This window comes from Rhizobium subbaraonis (genome assembly GCF_900220975.1).
Taxonomy (GTDB): Bacteria; Pseudomonadota; Alphaproteobacteria; order Rhizobiales; family Rhizobiaceae; genus Mycoplana; species Mycoplana subbaraonis.
On the sequence record NZ_OBQD01000005.1, the window covers coordinates 231,703 to 245,606 of the forward strand.

Consider the following 13,904-nt stretch of genomic DNA (forward strand, 5'->3'; position numbering starts at 1 on the left):
TTTATCTAAATACATTACCAGGAAAAGTTCATGAACTATATGAGCTAACTGGCGCACATCATATATCGGATCCGCCCTTCGACGGCGTCATGTGGACGCCGTTGATCTTGTAGCTGCCGTCCGGTTGCCGCATCAGCTGGTAGATCGCCGTCCAGTGCTTGCCTCCGCTTCCCGATATCAGCACTTCCTGCAGGATCACGTCGCCTGAGACCTTGCTGCGGCCGAAGCCGAAGTTTCCGGGGCGATAGACGGGCGCATAGCCGCGCTTCACCATTTCGAAGAAGGACGCCTCATCGGGGAATTTCTCGCGAATGCTGGGCGAGGCGAAGGAATAGGCGGACGTCGCATCGTCATTCAGAAACGCCTCGATCTGCCGCGTGATGATCTCCTGGGCCACGGCCGCAGGCTCCTGTGCAGCGGTGCGACCCGGCAAGGCCAAGATAGACAGACAGACGGCTATGGCAGAGGCGATGGAGGCGATCTTCATGGGGCTGATGCTCCGGCAGACCGCAATAAGGGTAGGGCGGCCATGCGGGATTGCCAGAGATAAGGCGACGATGTGCTGAATTTCGCCGCAGGCTGCACAACGGCCGTGCCGAGGGCGACGGGATCTGCGGTGAACTCAAGCCGCCCCTTGATCGGCTATCTTCATTTAAAACAGTGCGATGGCGGACCTTTCTTACGTTCCGTATTCAATTATGACTGAGCTGCGCGCGCCCCGTGCGCGGTGACGATCGCGTCGGCCTCCTTGCCATACATTTCCTCGAAGTGGTCGAAGGCGCCGGAGAAATTGCCAATTCCCTGCGTTGCCGAACGCAGCGAGCGCGCCAGTTCCTCAAGGGCGCTTCCCGGCACGAGGGCCCGAAACGTGTCCCAGCCCTTTGCACTTTCGTCGCGATCGAAACCGAGAACCTGTCCCTTGAGCGACGAGACGATCTGCACCAGCCCGCCGGTATAGATGGAGGGTATGTGAATCTCCACCCGCATGATCGGCTGCATCAGCACCGGCAGAGCCTGCCCCATCGCCTGGCGCACGCCCATCTTGGCTGCCGTGCGGAAGGCATATTCGGAGCTGTCCACTGTGTGGTGCTGGCCGTCGGTCAGCGTCACGCCGACATCGATCACGCCGAAGCCGAGCGGCCCCTTGTCCATCGCCTCGCGCGCGCCCGCCTCGACGGCGGGGATGAAGTTGCGCGGCACCGCACCGCCCTTGACGACTTCGGCGAAGGAAAAGCCGTCGCCGCGGCCGGTGGGATGAATGCTCAGCTTCACATCGGCAAACTGACCGGCGCCACCGGTCTGCTTGCGATGACGGTAGTGGATATCCGATGTCCGGGAGACGGTTTCGCGATAGACCGGGCTCGGCGGTTCGTCGCTGACGGCGATGTTGAAGACCTCGGCGAGGGCACGGATCACCTCTCGCAGATGCAGCGGCCCCTGTGTTCCCACAAGATGGGCGCCGGTGCCTTCCTCCTGCGCCACCAGCAGGCCCTTGTCGGTCTCGGCGATCTTCGCAAGAGCGGCGGACAGCTTCGTTTCGTCGCGCTCGCTTCCCGGTACCAGAATGCGCTGCAGCATGGGCGACGGCGGCGCAGTCCAGTGCGGGGCGGGGTAGGCGGTCCCGGTGCCGATCAGGGCAGGCACGGCCAGGCGTTCCGACTTCACCGATGCGAAGACCGCTCCCGGCACGGGCAAGCCGTTGGAAAGCGGCCGTCCGGAAATGGCATCCTGCAGGGTGCCAAGTCCTGCCTCGCCCAGAGCGGACGTCTGCTTCATCCCGTCGAGCGCCCGGACAAGGACGGTCTTGCCGATGTTCTGGCGGTGGAAGGCATGGAACGTGACGGCGGCCAGTGCTGGCGCCTCCATCCCGCCGGCTGCGGCGAGGCGGTCGCGCAGGGCTTCCACCGGGGGAGCCTCGTGGCGCAGCGCCTTCATCAGTCTTTGCATGCCGTTGCCATGGCCGGCCGACCCGATGAAAACCGGCGTGATCCGGTTGTCCTTCAAGATCCGCGTGGAAATGGCGTAGACTGCACCGCTGTCGGGCTGCCGGTCCTCGATCAGTTCCTCCAGCAGCCAGTCATCGAACTCCGAAAGGTGCTCGAGAAGTTCGGCGCGCGCTTCGTGCTCGCGCTCGGCGATATCGTCGGGAAGCGCTATCAGGGAGGAGGTCTGCCCCTCCCGGTAGCGCCAGGCGCGCTCGGAGATGAGATCGACGCTGCCGACGACTTCCTCACCCTCGCGGATCGGGATCTGCCGGAGCACCAGGGCATGGCTCGCATAATCCTGCAGCGCGGCGATCACGTCGCGAATGCGGCCACGCGGCTCGTCGATCCGGTTGATGAAGATGATGCAGGGCGTGCCGGATGCTTCAATGACCCGAAGATAGGGTGCGGCGAGCACGGCCTCGTCCGGTGATGGCGAGACGCAGAGAATGCAGGCGTCGCTGGCGAGAAGCGCGTTGTGGGCATGCGCAAGCGCCTCGATCGATCCCGGTGCGTCCAAGGCACACCAGACATCGCCGCCGAACTCGAATTCGCAAAGGTTCAGGCCGTGGGGCGAGGCGGTCTTCCTCGACTTTCCCGCCAGAGCCCCCAGTCTTTCGACAAGTGTAGTCTTGCCCGTCTGCGACGGGCCCAGGACGGCAAAGCAGCGCATCGGCATTCCTCCGTTGCCAAGGACCGCAACTCTCTCTCCATCCATAGGATGGCGCGAAGCCGCGCGAAGCGCCAGTCCGGCGTCGTTTTTTCTTGCTCAATGGCTCGATTTGCTGCGCAACCAGGCTCGATCGCATCGAATTTCGTCGCGCTGCCATGGTGTTACAGCCGATCCGGGACCATAACACGAAGATCGGAACCGGCTGACCCGCTCGACCAGCGACGTCACACAGGCAAGCCATACACCAGTGCGCTCTGACTCCGTTCAGCCAGGTTGCTAAGGGAGCAGGTGGACTTCATCGCAGCTTCCTTGCGAGTGACACCCCATTGGTATCATTCGCAAATCTCACTTAATCGTTGAACCCACCCGGCTACCATACTGTCAAAGCTGAATAGGGCTGCGAACGGTCTGGCCAGATAGAAACGCGACACAGGCTCTGCCGATCAGCCCCCGACCGGACCAGCTGGCCAGGGTTGCAAGGGCAGGGAGGGGGCGGGTAATCGTATACGCTCATCGGCTTTAGCTTTCTCAATGGCAGAAGCAGTCAAGCTCTTTCACGTCACGCAGAAAGCGTGCACTTTGTCGGTCTTTGCCTATCTGAATGCCGAGGCGCCTGTGAACTATCAACTGGACGACATGGGTTTCCTTCAAGAACCATGGCTTCACGATGGCTATCTGACGGCCATCTCGGTGGCAGGCGATGTCGTAACACTCACAGCTAGAACTGTGGATGGGCAACAGTTCGCTATACAGCTTTTGGGCACCGTGGAACTGCACGTGACTGATTTTAAGTTGGGCAACATCATCTTCGACATACGTCTCTCAACGCGCACGGATGTTGGCCAAGACCAGCTTGGCCTTCTGTATGCCCCCCCTCACCAGTCAGCTGACCAGAAATTCCATCATGCGTATATCAAGGCACTGGATGAAAAACGCAGCGCGATCCTTCTCGGCGAACTGAAGCTCTTCGAGTTGTCAAGCAGTTACGGTGCCAAAGTCGATGCTCTTTGCAAAGAGATGCTCGTGTTCAGTTGATCTCCTTGCTCTCAAACGGCCTATATTCTCGCGGCGTTCACTCCGCGCCGCTTCCATCTTCGCCAGGGCCTTCTCTCGCTTCGCGATCACCTCCGGATCGTTCATGTAATCCGTTTTCGGCTTGCGTCCTCGCTTCTGCCTCGGTCTGCTGGCTTCAGATTGAATGCAACGCTGGCTAGAAATCTACACGCATTGCCGTTCAAGCGCCGATAGATGCTGGCTGAACATCTCCTTCGGTGTCCGAAACCCCAGGCATTTGCGCGGCGTGTCGTTGAGCCGGTCGCATGTTGAGCCGGTCGCATAAGGAGCGGATCTCCTGATCTGCGATATCCAGCACGATGGTCTCCGGCGGCAGATAACGTCGGAAGCGTTTGTTGGTATTCTCCACCGTTCCCTTCTGCCATGGCGCCTGCGGGTCGCAGAACCAAGCTGCCGTTCCCATGCCGCGCTTCAGTTCGCGCCATGAGACGAACTCCAGCCCTCGATCGAATGTGAGGCTTTGTCGGGCTTGGACGGGTAGGGGTGCCAGATGGCGGATTAACTGATTCATGATCGGCTTGGAGCGTCTGTCGTTGTTGCGAAACAGCAGGGTGTAGCGGCTCTTGCGCTCAACGACGGTGGCGACGTTTGCGGCGCCGTGCTCCTTTCTGAAGATCATCAGATCCGCTTCCCAGTGACCAAATTCGCTGCGGGAATTGACGGTCTCAGGTCTGTTTCGGATGGCGCATTCGCTTGGAAAGACAAGGCTTCTTGGTTTGCGTGCGTATCGCGGTCGTCGTTTGCGACGACGCTCAGGCAGGTGCCGGGCCAACTGCTGATCCTGGCCTTCCTTCGAGTAGACGTATTGATAGATTGTCTCATGGCTTAATCGGGCAGAGGAACCGCTGGAAGCTTCAACCGTCCGGAAATTTGTTCCGGCGAACAGCCGTCCTTAAGGCGATCGATAACCGCGGCGCACAGGTGCGGATCACGCAGCAGCTTGCGATACTTGCGCCTTCGGTCCATCGCCATTCCATGCGCCGTCATGTGCCAATAGCCTTCGGCCATCGGCACATCATGATCATGCAAAAAATTCCGTCTGATCTCGCGGCAGATCGTCGAGCGATCCCGCTGCAGAGCGCGCGCGATCTCGGCCTGGCTGAACTTCTTCTCATGCATGCGCGCAATGATGCGGCGTTCGTCAAAACTCAACTGCGCAAAGGACCGGGCCATTCCATCCTCCTGAAACCATGGCCATTATTGTCCTCGTTGCATTTGAAAATGGAATCTGCCCGGCTACACATAAATGTCAGATAAGATAGATTATGGAATGCAATGAGCTCCCCCGGTACCGCATCGCGTGCCCTTCGCCCGAAGCGTTCGAGCTTCGTCAGCCATCACCGTCGCCTCGTCACGTCACGAACCGCCAATGGCGTTTTTCCTAGAACCAGAGATCGCGCACGCATTTCCCTGTCGATGGAAGGTCCTCGAACGTGTCGAGACCATCGAAATGATCGATCGGCAAATCGCAGACGGCATCCGGCGGCGCGAGACGCACGTTGACGGCCATGCGCCGACGGCCTTCCTTGTCAAGCCGCAGGCCACGCCAGCTCAGGACACAGCCGCAGGTCGGACAGAACAGAATTTCAAGCGAAGACCGATCCCGACGGTCCCGGCTGTAGGAAGCGGTCTCGCCGGTCAGCGTGATCCGCTCGTCCTCATAATCATATGCCCAGAGCGCGCCGTAGCGCCGGCAGAGCGTGCAGTTGCAGGCAGTGATCGACCCCGGATCGCCCTTCAGCGTCCACTTCGCGCCGCCGCAATGGCATGAGCCGGTCAACATCGTAAGGTCCACCATGATATTATGGAACGACGATCATACTGCCTTGACCGGGCAGACTCTGCAACCGGGTTGACTCCGGATGCAAGGTGGCCGGCCGAGCAACCCTTGCCGATTTCGTTGCCGAACCGGCTTTCTACACCTGGACAGCGACCTGATGCGAAGGGAAAGGCAATAGGCGGGTGGCGGAAAGCGATCCTTGGTCTATTTAGCTGGATGGATGATGGAAGGATGAACTTTCCCGATGTCAAAAAAGGAAGGGAGTTTGCTATGGCCAAGAATACGATTTGTCTCTGGTTCGACAAGGACGCCGAGGCTGCAGCCCGATTCTATGCGGGGATCTTTCCCGACAGCGCCGTCGGTGCGGTTCGCCGCGCCCCCGGTGACTATCCCTCCGGCAAGGAAGGCGATGTGCTGACGGTGGAATTCACCGTCGCCGGCATTCCCTGCCTCGGCCTCAATGGAGGTCCGATGTTCAAGCACAACGAGGCGTTTTCGTTCCAGATCGCGACCGACGACCAGGAAGAGACCGACCGTTACTGGAACGCGATCGTCGGCAACGGCGGTCAGGAAAGCGCTTGCGGCTGGTGCAAGGACAGATGGGGCATCTCCTGGCAGATCACCCCGCGGGTCCTGACCGAGGCCATGGCGGCGGGCGGAGCCGAGGCTAAGCGCGCGTTCGAGGCGATGATGACCATGCGGAAGATCGACGTCGCCGCAATCGAGGCGGCGCGACGCGGCTGAACGGCGCCTTTCGGCGCACCGCAGTCATACTTCTTCGGCGATCGAAACCATCGCCTCCTCGGCCCTTTCCTGGCACCGTCATCGATGACTGGTCGAACGAGCGAAATCGGGTCAGGGACGCACACAACTGACGATGAAGCGGAGATACACAAGTGTCCGCAGCTTGTTCCTGAGGCTTGCATTCCGTCGTTGAGCTCTCGCTATCGGTTCGTGGGAACGCAGTTCGATATCGGAGAAACCCGCGGCTGCCAGAAGGGGCACGAGCATGTCCGGCCGCAGACCTCTGCCAAAAGGCAGAGCGTTCATGACGCGCCCGTGGCGTTCGCCGAGTGCGGCGTCATAGTTTGGGTCAATACCGACGGCGCGATCGATCAGCGTAATGAACAGGCGCGCGATGCGACCGGAAGGCTTCGGCTCGGCCCAGGGCCGACAATCCGAAAGGAGATGTAGCCGGATTGCCAGACGGTCGACGGTGGTCGGAGTGGAGAGATTCGAACTCCCGACCCTCTGGTCCCAAACCAGATGCGCTACCAGGCTGCGCTACACTCCGCCGATCCGTTCGGCGGAGATACACGCATCCGCCACATGCCGCAACAGCAAAATGCTCTGATACCAAATGCCGGCCGCCCAAGAGGAAACCCGCCGAAGAGGAAAGCGGTTGGACCTGGGGATTGGGGGCGGATGCCATCAGAAGTCGAAAACATCCTCCAAGACGACCCGGCGGGTCAGGAGCAGCGAACGATCCGGCTGGATCACATAGGTCTCCTGGACCGTGCGACCAAATTGGTCGGTGAACCGATGATGGAACCAACTGCCGATCGGCGACTTGGTCAGTTTCGTCCTGGGCTGGCCGCCATAGGTGATGCTGCCCGGAATCGGTTCGGGATAACGGCCACCGGGCGACGTCGTGCACCCGCCAAGGCCGACAATAGCGACAATAGCGACAAAGCCGGCCCATTTCGAAGCAAGCGGCACGCGCAGAACACAACCGTTCAACTTACAAAGCATCGTGGCCCTCCTTGCGACAGAACTGCGGCAGTCGTCGTATGCACGCAACGTCCGGTCCCGGGCGTCGGTTCCACAATAGCAAATTGGTCGGACGAACCGACAAAGCAAGGACCAGCAGCGGCGCTGAGCCGTTGAAATGCTGCCGTGCCAGTGTTATGGCTCCCGCACGCGGGGCGCGCGCCTGTACGGATCTGTGGCCGTTCGTCGAACGAAGTGGCTCAGTTCGTTGGTTTTCCCCTGCCCTGACATTTGCCGTTTACCGATTCTGCGCTATGCATGGGCAATGCCGGTGCGGCACGAAATCGAACCTGCTGGAGACAGAATACCGATGTCCGCGAAGATCTACCGTCCCGCCAAGACCGCGATGCAGTCCGGCAAGGCGAAAACGCATCGCTGGGTTCTGGAATTCGACCAGGAACGCGCCCGTACGATCGATCCGATCATGGGCTATACGAGTTCCAGCGACATGCGCCAGCAGGTCAAGTTGACATTCGAGACCTGTGAACTGGCGGTTGCTTATGCCGAACGCAACGGGCTGGAATATCGTGTGATCGAGCCGCACGACGCGACGCGCAAGAAGGTCGCCTACCCCGACAATTTCCGCTTCAACCGCATGCAGCCCTGGACCCACTGACCCGGCCTGCCGGCAACGGCCCCTTAGCTCAGCTGGATAGAGCAACTGCCTTCTAAGCAGTAGGTCGCAGGTTCGAATCCTGCAGGGGTCGCCAAAAAATGCCGGCTTTTTCAGGGCTTTCAGCCCAAAAACACCCACACCATCACGTTTATCGTCACGTTTTGCCGCCTTGAACAGCGCCAAAGCGCCCTACCCCCGTTCCGAATTCAAAATGATTTCGGAAAAATTCATTTTCAAAATGAATTCCATACCAAAATCAATTACTTACTAGTTGACGCGGCGGCGATCCTCGTCTATGCCGCCTCTATCACGAGCGTTCGCCCGGACCTGATCAGGTCCAGTCAGCATTTCCAGCGACGTTCGTTCCCTTCATCAAAATTCATTGAAGAGACCGACGTTTCGCCATCGAAGCGTGAACTCGTTTTTTCACAGAGGCAATTTGTTATGGCAGCGAAGAAGCAGCGCTACATGCTGCAAAAAAACGGCATCTGGCATTTTCGTATCATGGTGCCCATGCACCTACGCGAGAAGTTTGGCAGAGCCGATTTCAGCCATTCATTGGGGACCCGGGACTTCGACACAGCACACCGCAAGGCGATGGCGCTTGCCCTCAAATACAAAGAGATGTTCGACGCGGGCGAACTGCCTGCCAAGAGAGACGACTACACGGCGGAACACATACGGACGATTTCGGTCAAGAACGGCGTTGAACCGCATTCCTACCAATGGATTCGGTCGCCCTGAGAAGCAGCAAGCAGCCGACCAACGAACCCATTTGGTGAAAGGACCGGCTGCACATGAAAAATCTCGGAACGCTCAGCTTTAAACTTCTCGGCATTGTCGAAGTGTCAGGCACCGGACTTGGCATTATCGTTGCCGGTCTGCTGGTTTTGCTCGTGCTGCCTATTGTGCGTGCTCGAAAGTGACCCAAACTCTTCACTTTTCATTCGGAATTGGTGCAATCTCGAAATGATCAAATCCACTGTTCCCGCTCTGCTATTTCTCGCCATTCCCTGTATTGCTTCTGCGGAAATCTCGAAGAACACGTTGTTCAATAAGTGCGATCAAGGAAAAAAGACGTACGATGTTTCCTACGCCATAATACTCACTCACCACATCAACCCGGAATTGAAGCAAGGAATCTGTATTCCTGAAAGCACCACGTTCGGTGAGACGGAAAACGTTGTTTGTGATTACCTTAAGGAGCACCCCGAAAGACGTGGTGAGGATGATCGAGTGTTGGCGGTAGAGTCACTTAAGCATGCTTACCCATGCCAGAAGTGAGCCAACATGCGGTCAGTACTGATGTAAACCAGCGTTTCTGAACACCGACAATCGGGACAACGTATCGGCAGCTATCCTGATAGGGTATGGCTCAAGATATAATTACGTTTATCTCAGGGAATTGAAAACCCGACACATTGGGCGGGTCTTGGCTCGGCGGCGCTCAAACGTTTCGCTTGCTATAGGCTTCTGAAGTTTGAATAACTCGGCGCATCTATTCTTCAAAATAATCTTCGAACTGGCGGATGCAGTTGTGCCGCGGGAGGGCGTTGTCGTAGCAGCAGCCCCAACGTCGCCTATATTGATCTAGGTCAGTGCAATAAGAGAATCTGTATGTCATTTTGGTCATGTCGTCCTATCTCGACGGAAGGATCGACAAGCACGCACGGTCAGTTCTTGGGAGGAGTGACGATCCATGTGTTTTGCTTGCAGTCCTTTCGCCGGCGCCCTCGGCGCCGCCCTCTCGCGCCGCGCGGTCCTGAAACACACGATCGCTGGCGTCGCGTTTGCCGGCACCGCGAGGGCGGCGCCTGCCTTCCTTTGCACCGAGGCGCAAGCGGCGACTGAAATCGTCGATACGCTCTATGTCGGCGGCCCGATCGTCACGATCAATGACTCCCAGCCGACCGCCGAGGCAGTGCTCGTGCGTGGCGGCAAGATTGTTGCCGTGGGCGCCCGCGCCGAGGTCGAAAGCCAAGCGACGGGTCCGATCGCGACCGTCGACCTCATGGGCAAGACGATGCTTCCGGGTTTCGTCGATCCGCATGGGCATGTCGTCATGGTCGGGCTACAGGCCCTCGCAGCGAACCTCCTGCCGGCGCCTGACGGAGAAGGCAATAGCATCCCTGCGCTGCAACGTGTACTGCGCGACTGGATCGCCACCAAAAGCGAGGTCATCAAGCGCTACGGCGTTATCGTCGGCTTCGGCTACGACGACTCGCAACTTGAGGAGCAACGCCACCCCACCCGCGCCGACCTCGATGCTGTTTCGTCCGACACTCCGATTTTGATCGTCCACCAATCGGGTCATCTCGGCGTTCTGAACAGCAAGGCGCTCGAGGAGGCGGGCTTGGCCAAGGGGACGCCCAATCCGCCCGGCGGCGCGTTCCGTCGCGAGGCCGACGGAGAGACCCCAAACGGTGTGTGCGAGGAGGCGGCCTTCTTTACTGCGGCCGGCAAGCTCCTGGGCCGTCTGGACGCGCAAGCCTATCTCGAAATGATCAAGGCAGGGGCAGCGTTCTACGCCTCATTCGGATACACGACCGTCCAGGAAGGGCGCGCCATGCCGGGCAGCGCAACCATGCTTGCGAAGGCCGGCGAAGCAGGGCTGCTCGATGTCGACGTCGTCGTCTATCCTGACATCTTTCAGTCTCTCAATGAAATTGCGCCCTCCCGCGAGTACAGGAACCGGGTCCGGATCGGTGGCGCCAAAGCGACCATCGACGGCTCGCCCCAGGGCAAGACCGCGTTTCTCTCGCAGCCATACTACAAGCCACCGGAGGGGAAGGACGCCGACTATCGCGGCTACGCGGCGATCACCAAGGAGCAAATCGTCGATGCCGTCGATCTCGCCTTCGCAAACGGCTGGCAGATCCTCACCCACGCCAATGGCGACGCGGCGGTCGACTGGCTGATCGAGGCGGTCGGCGCCGCGACCGCGAAGCACGGTTCAGGCGATCGGCGCGCGGTCCTGGTACACGGCCAGACCGCGAGGCTCGACCAACTGCCGAAACTGCAGGAGCTCACCATCCTGCCCTCCTTCTTCCCGATGCATACCTATTACTGGGGCGACTGGCATCGCAGTTCGGTTCTGGGGCCGGAGCGGGCCGAGCGCATCTCGCCCTGCAATTCGGCGCGCGAACTCGGCATGATCTTTACAAGCCATCACGACGCGCCAGTTGCGAACCCGGACGCGATCCGCGTGCTATCGGCGACCGTCACGCGCGTGACACGCTCGGGCTACGTGCTCGGCCCCGAGGAGCGGGTCGATACGTTGACCGCGCTCAAGGCCATGACGATCTGGCCGGCAGTCCAGTATTTCGAGGAGGCGAGCAAGGGCACGATCGAGCCCGGCAAGCTCGCTGACTTCGTCATCCTGAGCGATAACCCTCTGGCGGTGAAGCCTGAGGCGTTGATCACGCTCAAGGTCGTCGAGACGATCAAGGAAGGAAAGAGCGTCTACCGCGCGGCCTGAGGGATCGGAGTAGATGCACACGACCTCGGGCTGCGGGACACATCGCACCGTTGGAAGGCGAAGGGGATGAACGTTCGAGCTTGGACACTGACGGCGACACGGTGGGTCATGGTTGCGGCGGCCATCAGCACCTACGGCATCGCGTCAATGACCTACGCGAGCGCGGGCGACGATACGCGTCGGCTGATCTCCGTGCACGGTCAGACCATCGAAACCTTCGTCTTTGGCGAGGGCCCGGAAACGCTGATTATGGCTGCCGGCAACGGACGACCGGCGTCGCAACTGAAGGATCTCGCCAAGGCCATTTCCTCCGCCGGCATTCGTACAGTCATCTACAACTACCGTGGAATTGGCGCGAGTGACGGCCCGCTCGACGGATTAACGCTCGTCGACTACGGCAACGATGTCTGGGCGATTGCCGACGCGCTCGGCGTGCAGAAGGTGCATCTGGCCGGCAAGACCTATGGCAACCGGGTCATGCGCGCCGCGTCCCAGGCAAAGCCGGACCGAGTCGCGACGATCATTCTGGTCGGCGCCGGCGGCGAGGTACTGCCCTCGGAGGAAACGATGGCGCTGTACAAACGGTACCTCGACCCCGACGTGCCCAAGTCCGAATGGCTGTCGTTGCAGGCGAAGTTGATGTATGCGCCCGGAAACGAGCGTCTGGCCGAAAAGGACGCGGGCGAAGGCGAGTTCCCTGCGGTCGCAGCCGCTGAGGCCAAGGCCAGCGATGCGACCCCAAAGGAAGCCTGGAGCACGGGCGGAACCGCGCCGATGCTGGCGATCACCTGCCTCCTCGACCGTGTCGCCGTGCCGGAAAACGCCTTCAACATTGCCAGGACGCGCCCGAACACCTGGCTCGCGGGGCTGCCCGGCTGTGGCCACAACATGATAAATGAACAGCCCGAAGAACTGCGCCGCCTGATCGTCGGTTTCATTCAGGCTCGTTCGGGCGCGAACAAGTAGCGCATCGGTCCGCCGAGAGGACTTCCCGCTCGCCCAAGAACGCGTCGCGCCGAGGTCGGAATCGGGACACATTGGTCTGGAGGAAGGTGACGAAGATGATCGTTCGAACGTTGATGCTATTTGCGGCGACGATCGCGATGATGGGCGCCAGTCCCGCGCTCCAAGCCGGCGCGCAGGATAAGCAGCCCGACTGGCGCGAGCTCAATGCCTACACACTGGGTGTCCAAGCCTACCTCTACACGTTTCCTTGGTCGTACATGACGGAACAACGATGGTTTCGAAGCGCCGATGTCGGGCACCGGGCGAACCAGTTGTTCCATTTTCGGGAACTCAAGGACGCGAGCCACGTCGATGGCGGTTCACCCAACAATGACACGATCTACTCCCGCTCCTGGCTCTATCTGAAAGACGAGCCGGTGATCCTCACCGTGCCGGCCATCTCCGACCGCTATCACTCGGTCGAGCTCACTGATTTCATGGACGACAATTTCGCTTATGTCGGCACGCGAACGACGGGCGACGGGGGTGGGAGCTACGCGATCGTCGACAAAAACTGGACAGGCGCACTACCCGCGGGGGTGACGGCGCTGCCCCCCTCGTCCACGCCCTGGGGCTTCCTGCAGGTGCGCACCGCCGTGAAGGATGCGTCGGACCTCGATGCGGCCCACGCGATCCAGGACCAGTACAAACTGACGCCCCTCTCGCAATGGGGAAAGCCCGATGCCCCCGCCCCCCGGACGGCCGAGATCTGGCAACCGCTGGACCGGGACGCCGATCCTCTTAACGAATGGCGGACGATCAATCGTTCGATGCGCGAGGTCCCCCCCGACCCGCGCGACGCGGACATCCTGCAGTCCTATGCGCGCATCGGGGTCGGAGCCGGGCTCGACATCGACGCCCTGGACCCCGCAACGAAGCGCGGGCTGGCGCGCGCAGCCGTGGACGGCCGCAGGCTCATCTATGACGCGTTCGCGGCCGGCTACGGGCAGACCAACATCAACGGATGGAACTACCCGCCGCCGTCGACGGGCCGGATGACGCAAGCCCGCGACTGGCTGCTGCGCGCGATCCAGCCCGCCGTCGGCTTCAACGCGAACGACCCGGTCGAGGCGACCTATCTCAACGCCTCCGTCGATGGAGAGGGGCGGCCCCTGACTGGCGAGACCCGCTACGTGATCCACTTCGACAAGGGCGGCGAGCCGAAGGTCAAGGCCTTCTGGTCCCTGACCATGTACAATAAGGCGTACAACCTCGTTGATAATCCCATCAACCGCTACTCGGTTGGTGACCGCAGCGGGATGAAGCGCGACGCAGATGGCGGGTTGACCATCTACCTACAACAAAACTCGCCCGGCGCGGACAAGGAAAGCAACTGGCTGCCTGCGCCGGAAGGACCGTTCTTTCTCTTTCTTCGTGCGTACCTGCCGGCAGACGACATCGTGAACCAGACATGGCGCCCACCGAAAATAACTGCCGTCGGCGAGTAGCGCCTTGATGTGAGGACATATGGCCTCCGATAATCTGCCCTTCAGCCAAATACGATCGAAGCAGACACTAACAGTCCA

13 protein-coding genes, 2 tRNA genes and 1 pseudogene are annotated in these 13,904 nt (G+C 60.2%); 10 read left to right on the plus strand and 6 right to left on the minus strand.

Annotated features, from left to right (window positions below):
• Window positions 1–58: 58 nt before the first annotated feature.
• Both CRO48_RS09330 and CRO48_RS09335 read right to left on the minus strand, forming a co-directional pair.
• Window positions 59–487: a DUF4864 domain-containing protein gene (locus tag CRO48_RS09330; protein WP_097138442.1), complete on the minus strand. Its 429-nt coding sequence runs from the start codon at window positions 485–487 to the stop codon at window positions 59–61.
• Between the two features lie 209 nt (window positions 488–696).
• Complete coding sequence (locus tag CRO48_RS09335; protein WP_097138444.1) at window positions 697–2,655, minus strand: elongation factor G; 1,959 nt, start codon at window positions 2,653–2,655, stop codon at window positions 697–699.
• A 531-nt stretch (window positions 2,656–3,186) separates the two neighbouring features.
• Between CRO48_RS09335 and CRO48_RS09340 the strand changes: the two genes are divergently transcribed.
• Window positions 3,187–3,690, plus strand: a complete 504-nt coding sequence (locus CRO48_RS09340) for a hypothetical protein (protein WP_097138447.1) — start codon at window positions 3,187–3,189, stop codon at window positions 3,688–3,690.
• A 183-nt stretch (window positions 3,691–3,873) separates the two neighbouring features.
• Here the strand turns inward: CRO48_RS09340 and CRO48_RS09345 are convergent.
• Window positions 3,874–4,902 (minus strand): annotated as a pseudogene (locus tag CRO48_RS09345) (IS30 family transposase).
• A 208-nt stretch (window positions 4,903–5,110) separates the two neighbouring features.
• Window positions 5,111–5,512: a GFA family protein gene (locus CRO48_RS09350; protein ID WP_097138762.1), complete on the minus strand. Its 402-nt coding sequence runs from the start codon at window positions 5,510–5,512 to the stop codon at window positions 5,111–5,113.
• A 267-nt stretch (window positions 5,513–5,779) separates the two neighbouring features.
• Here CRO48_RS09350 and CRO48_RS09355 point away from each other — a divergent pair, with 267 nt between their 5' ends.
• Window positions 5,780–6,253, plus strand: a complete 474-nt coding sequence (locus tag CRO48_RS09355; protein WP_097138449.1) for a VOC family protein — start codon at window positions 5,780–5,782, stop codon at window positions 6,251–6,253.
• A 473-nt stretch (window positions 6,254–6,726) separates the two neighbouring features.
• On the opposite strand, the gene CRO48_RS09365 is transcribed toward CRO48_RS09355, so the two are convergent.
• Together CRO48_RS09365 and CRO48_RS09370 are read right to left on the minus strand one after the other, a co-directional pair.
• Window positions 6,727–6,803, minus strand: a tRNA-Pro gene (locus CRO48_RS09365).
• Between the two features lie 137 nt (window positions 6,804–6,940).
• A complete protein-coding gene (locus CRO48_RS09370; RefSeq protein WP_245423476.1) occupies window positions 6,941–7,261 on the minus strand; it encodes a hypothetical protein in 321 nt (106 codons plus the stop codon).
• A 328-nt stretch (window positions 7,262–7,589) separates the two neighbouring features.
• Between CRO48_RS09370 and CRO48_RS09375 the strand changes: the two genes are divergently transcribed.
• From CRO48_RS09375 to CRO48_RS09405, 8 genes are all read left to right on the plus strand, one after another.
• Entirely contained in the window at window positions 7,590–7,895 is a 306-nt protein-coding gene (locus CRO48_RS09375; RefSeq protein ID WP_097138453.1) for an ETC complex I subunit, read from the plus strand.
• 17 nt (window positions 7,896–7,912) lie between these two features.
• Window positions 7,913–7,989, plus strand: a tRNA-Arg gene (locus tag CRO48_RS09380).
• A gap of 350 nt (window positions 7,990–8,339) precedes the next feature.
• The gene (locus tag CRO48_RS09385) at window positions 8,340–8,639 is read left to right on the plus strand and encodes a DUF6538 domain-containing protein (RefSeq protein WP_097138455.1); all 300 of its coding nucleotides are present in this window, start codon (window positions 8,340–8,342) and stop codon (window positions 8,637–8,639) included.
• 53 nt (window positions 8,640–8,692) lie between these two features.
• Window positions 8,693–8,821: a hypothetical protein gene (locus CRO48_RS33235; protein ID WP_280952655.1), complete on the plus strand. Its 129-nt coding sequence runs from the start codon at window positions 8,693–8,695 to the stop codon at window positions 8,819–8,821.
• A 43-nt stretch (window positions 8,822–8,864) separates the two neighbouring features.
• Window positions 8,865–9,179, plus strand: coding sequence for a Rap1a/Tai family immunity protein (locus CRO48_RS33465; RefSeq protein WP_097138457.1), 315 nt, complete (start codon window positions 8,865–8,867; stop codon window positions 9,177–9,179).
• A 415-nt stretch (window positions 9,180–9,594) separates the two neighbouring features.
• Window positions 9,595–11,373, plus strand: coding sequence for an amidohydrolase (locus CRO48_RS09395; RefSeq protein ID WP_097138459.1), 1,779 nt, complete (start codon window positions 9,595–9,597; stop codon window positions 11,371–11,373).
• 108 nt (window positions 11,374–11,481) lie between these two features.
• The gene (locus CRO48_RS09400; RefSeq protein ID WP_176526704.1) at window positions 11,482–12,339 is read left to right on the plus strand and encodes an alpha/beta fold hydrolase; all 858 of its coding nucleotides are present in this window, start codon (window positions 11,482–11,484) and stop codon (window positions 12,337–12,339) included.
• 95 nt (window positions 12,340–12,434) lie between these two features.
• A complete protein-coding gene (locus CRO48_RS09405; protein WP_097138463.1) occupies window positions 12,435–13,826 on the plus strand; it encodes a DUF1254 domain-containing protein in 1,392 nt (463 codons plus the stop codon).
• Window positions 13,827–13,904: the final 78 nt, after the last annotated feature.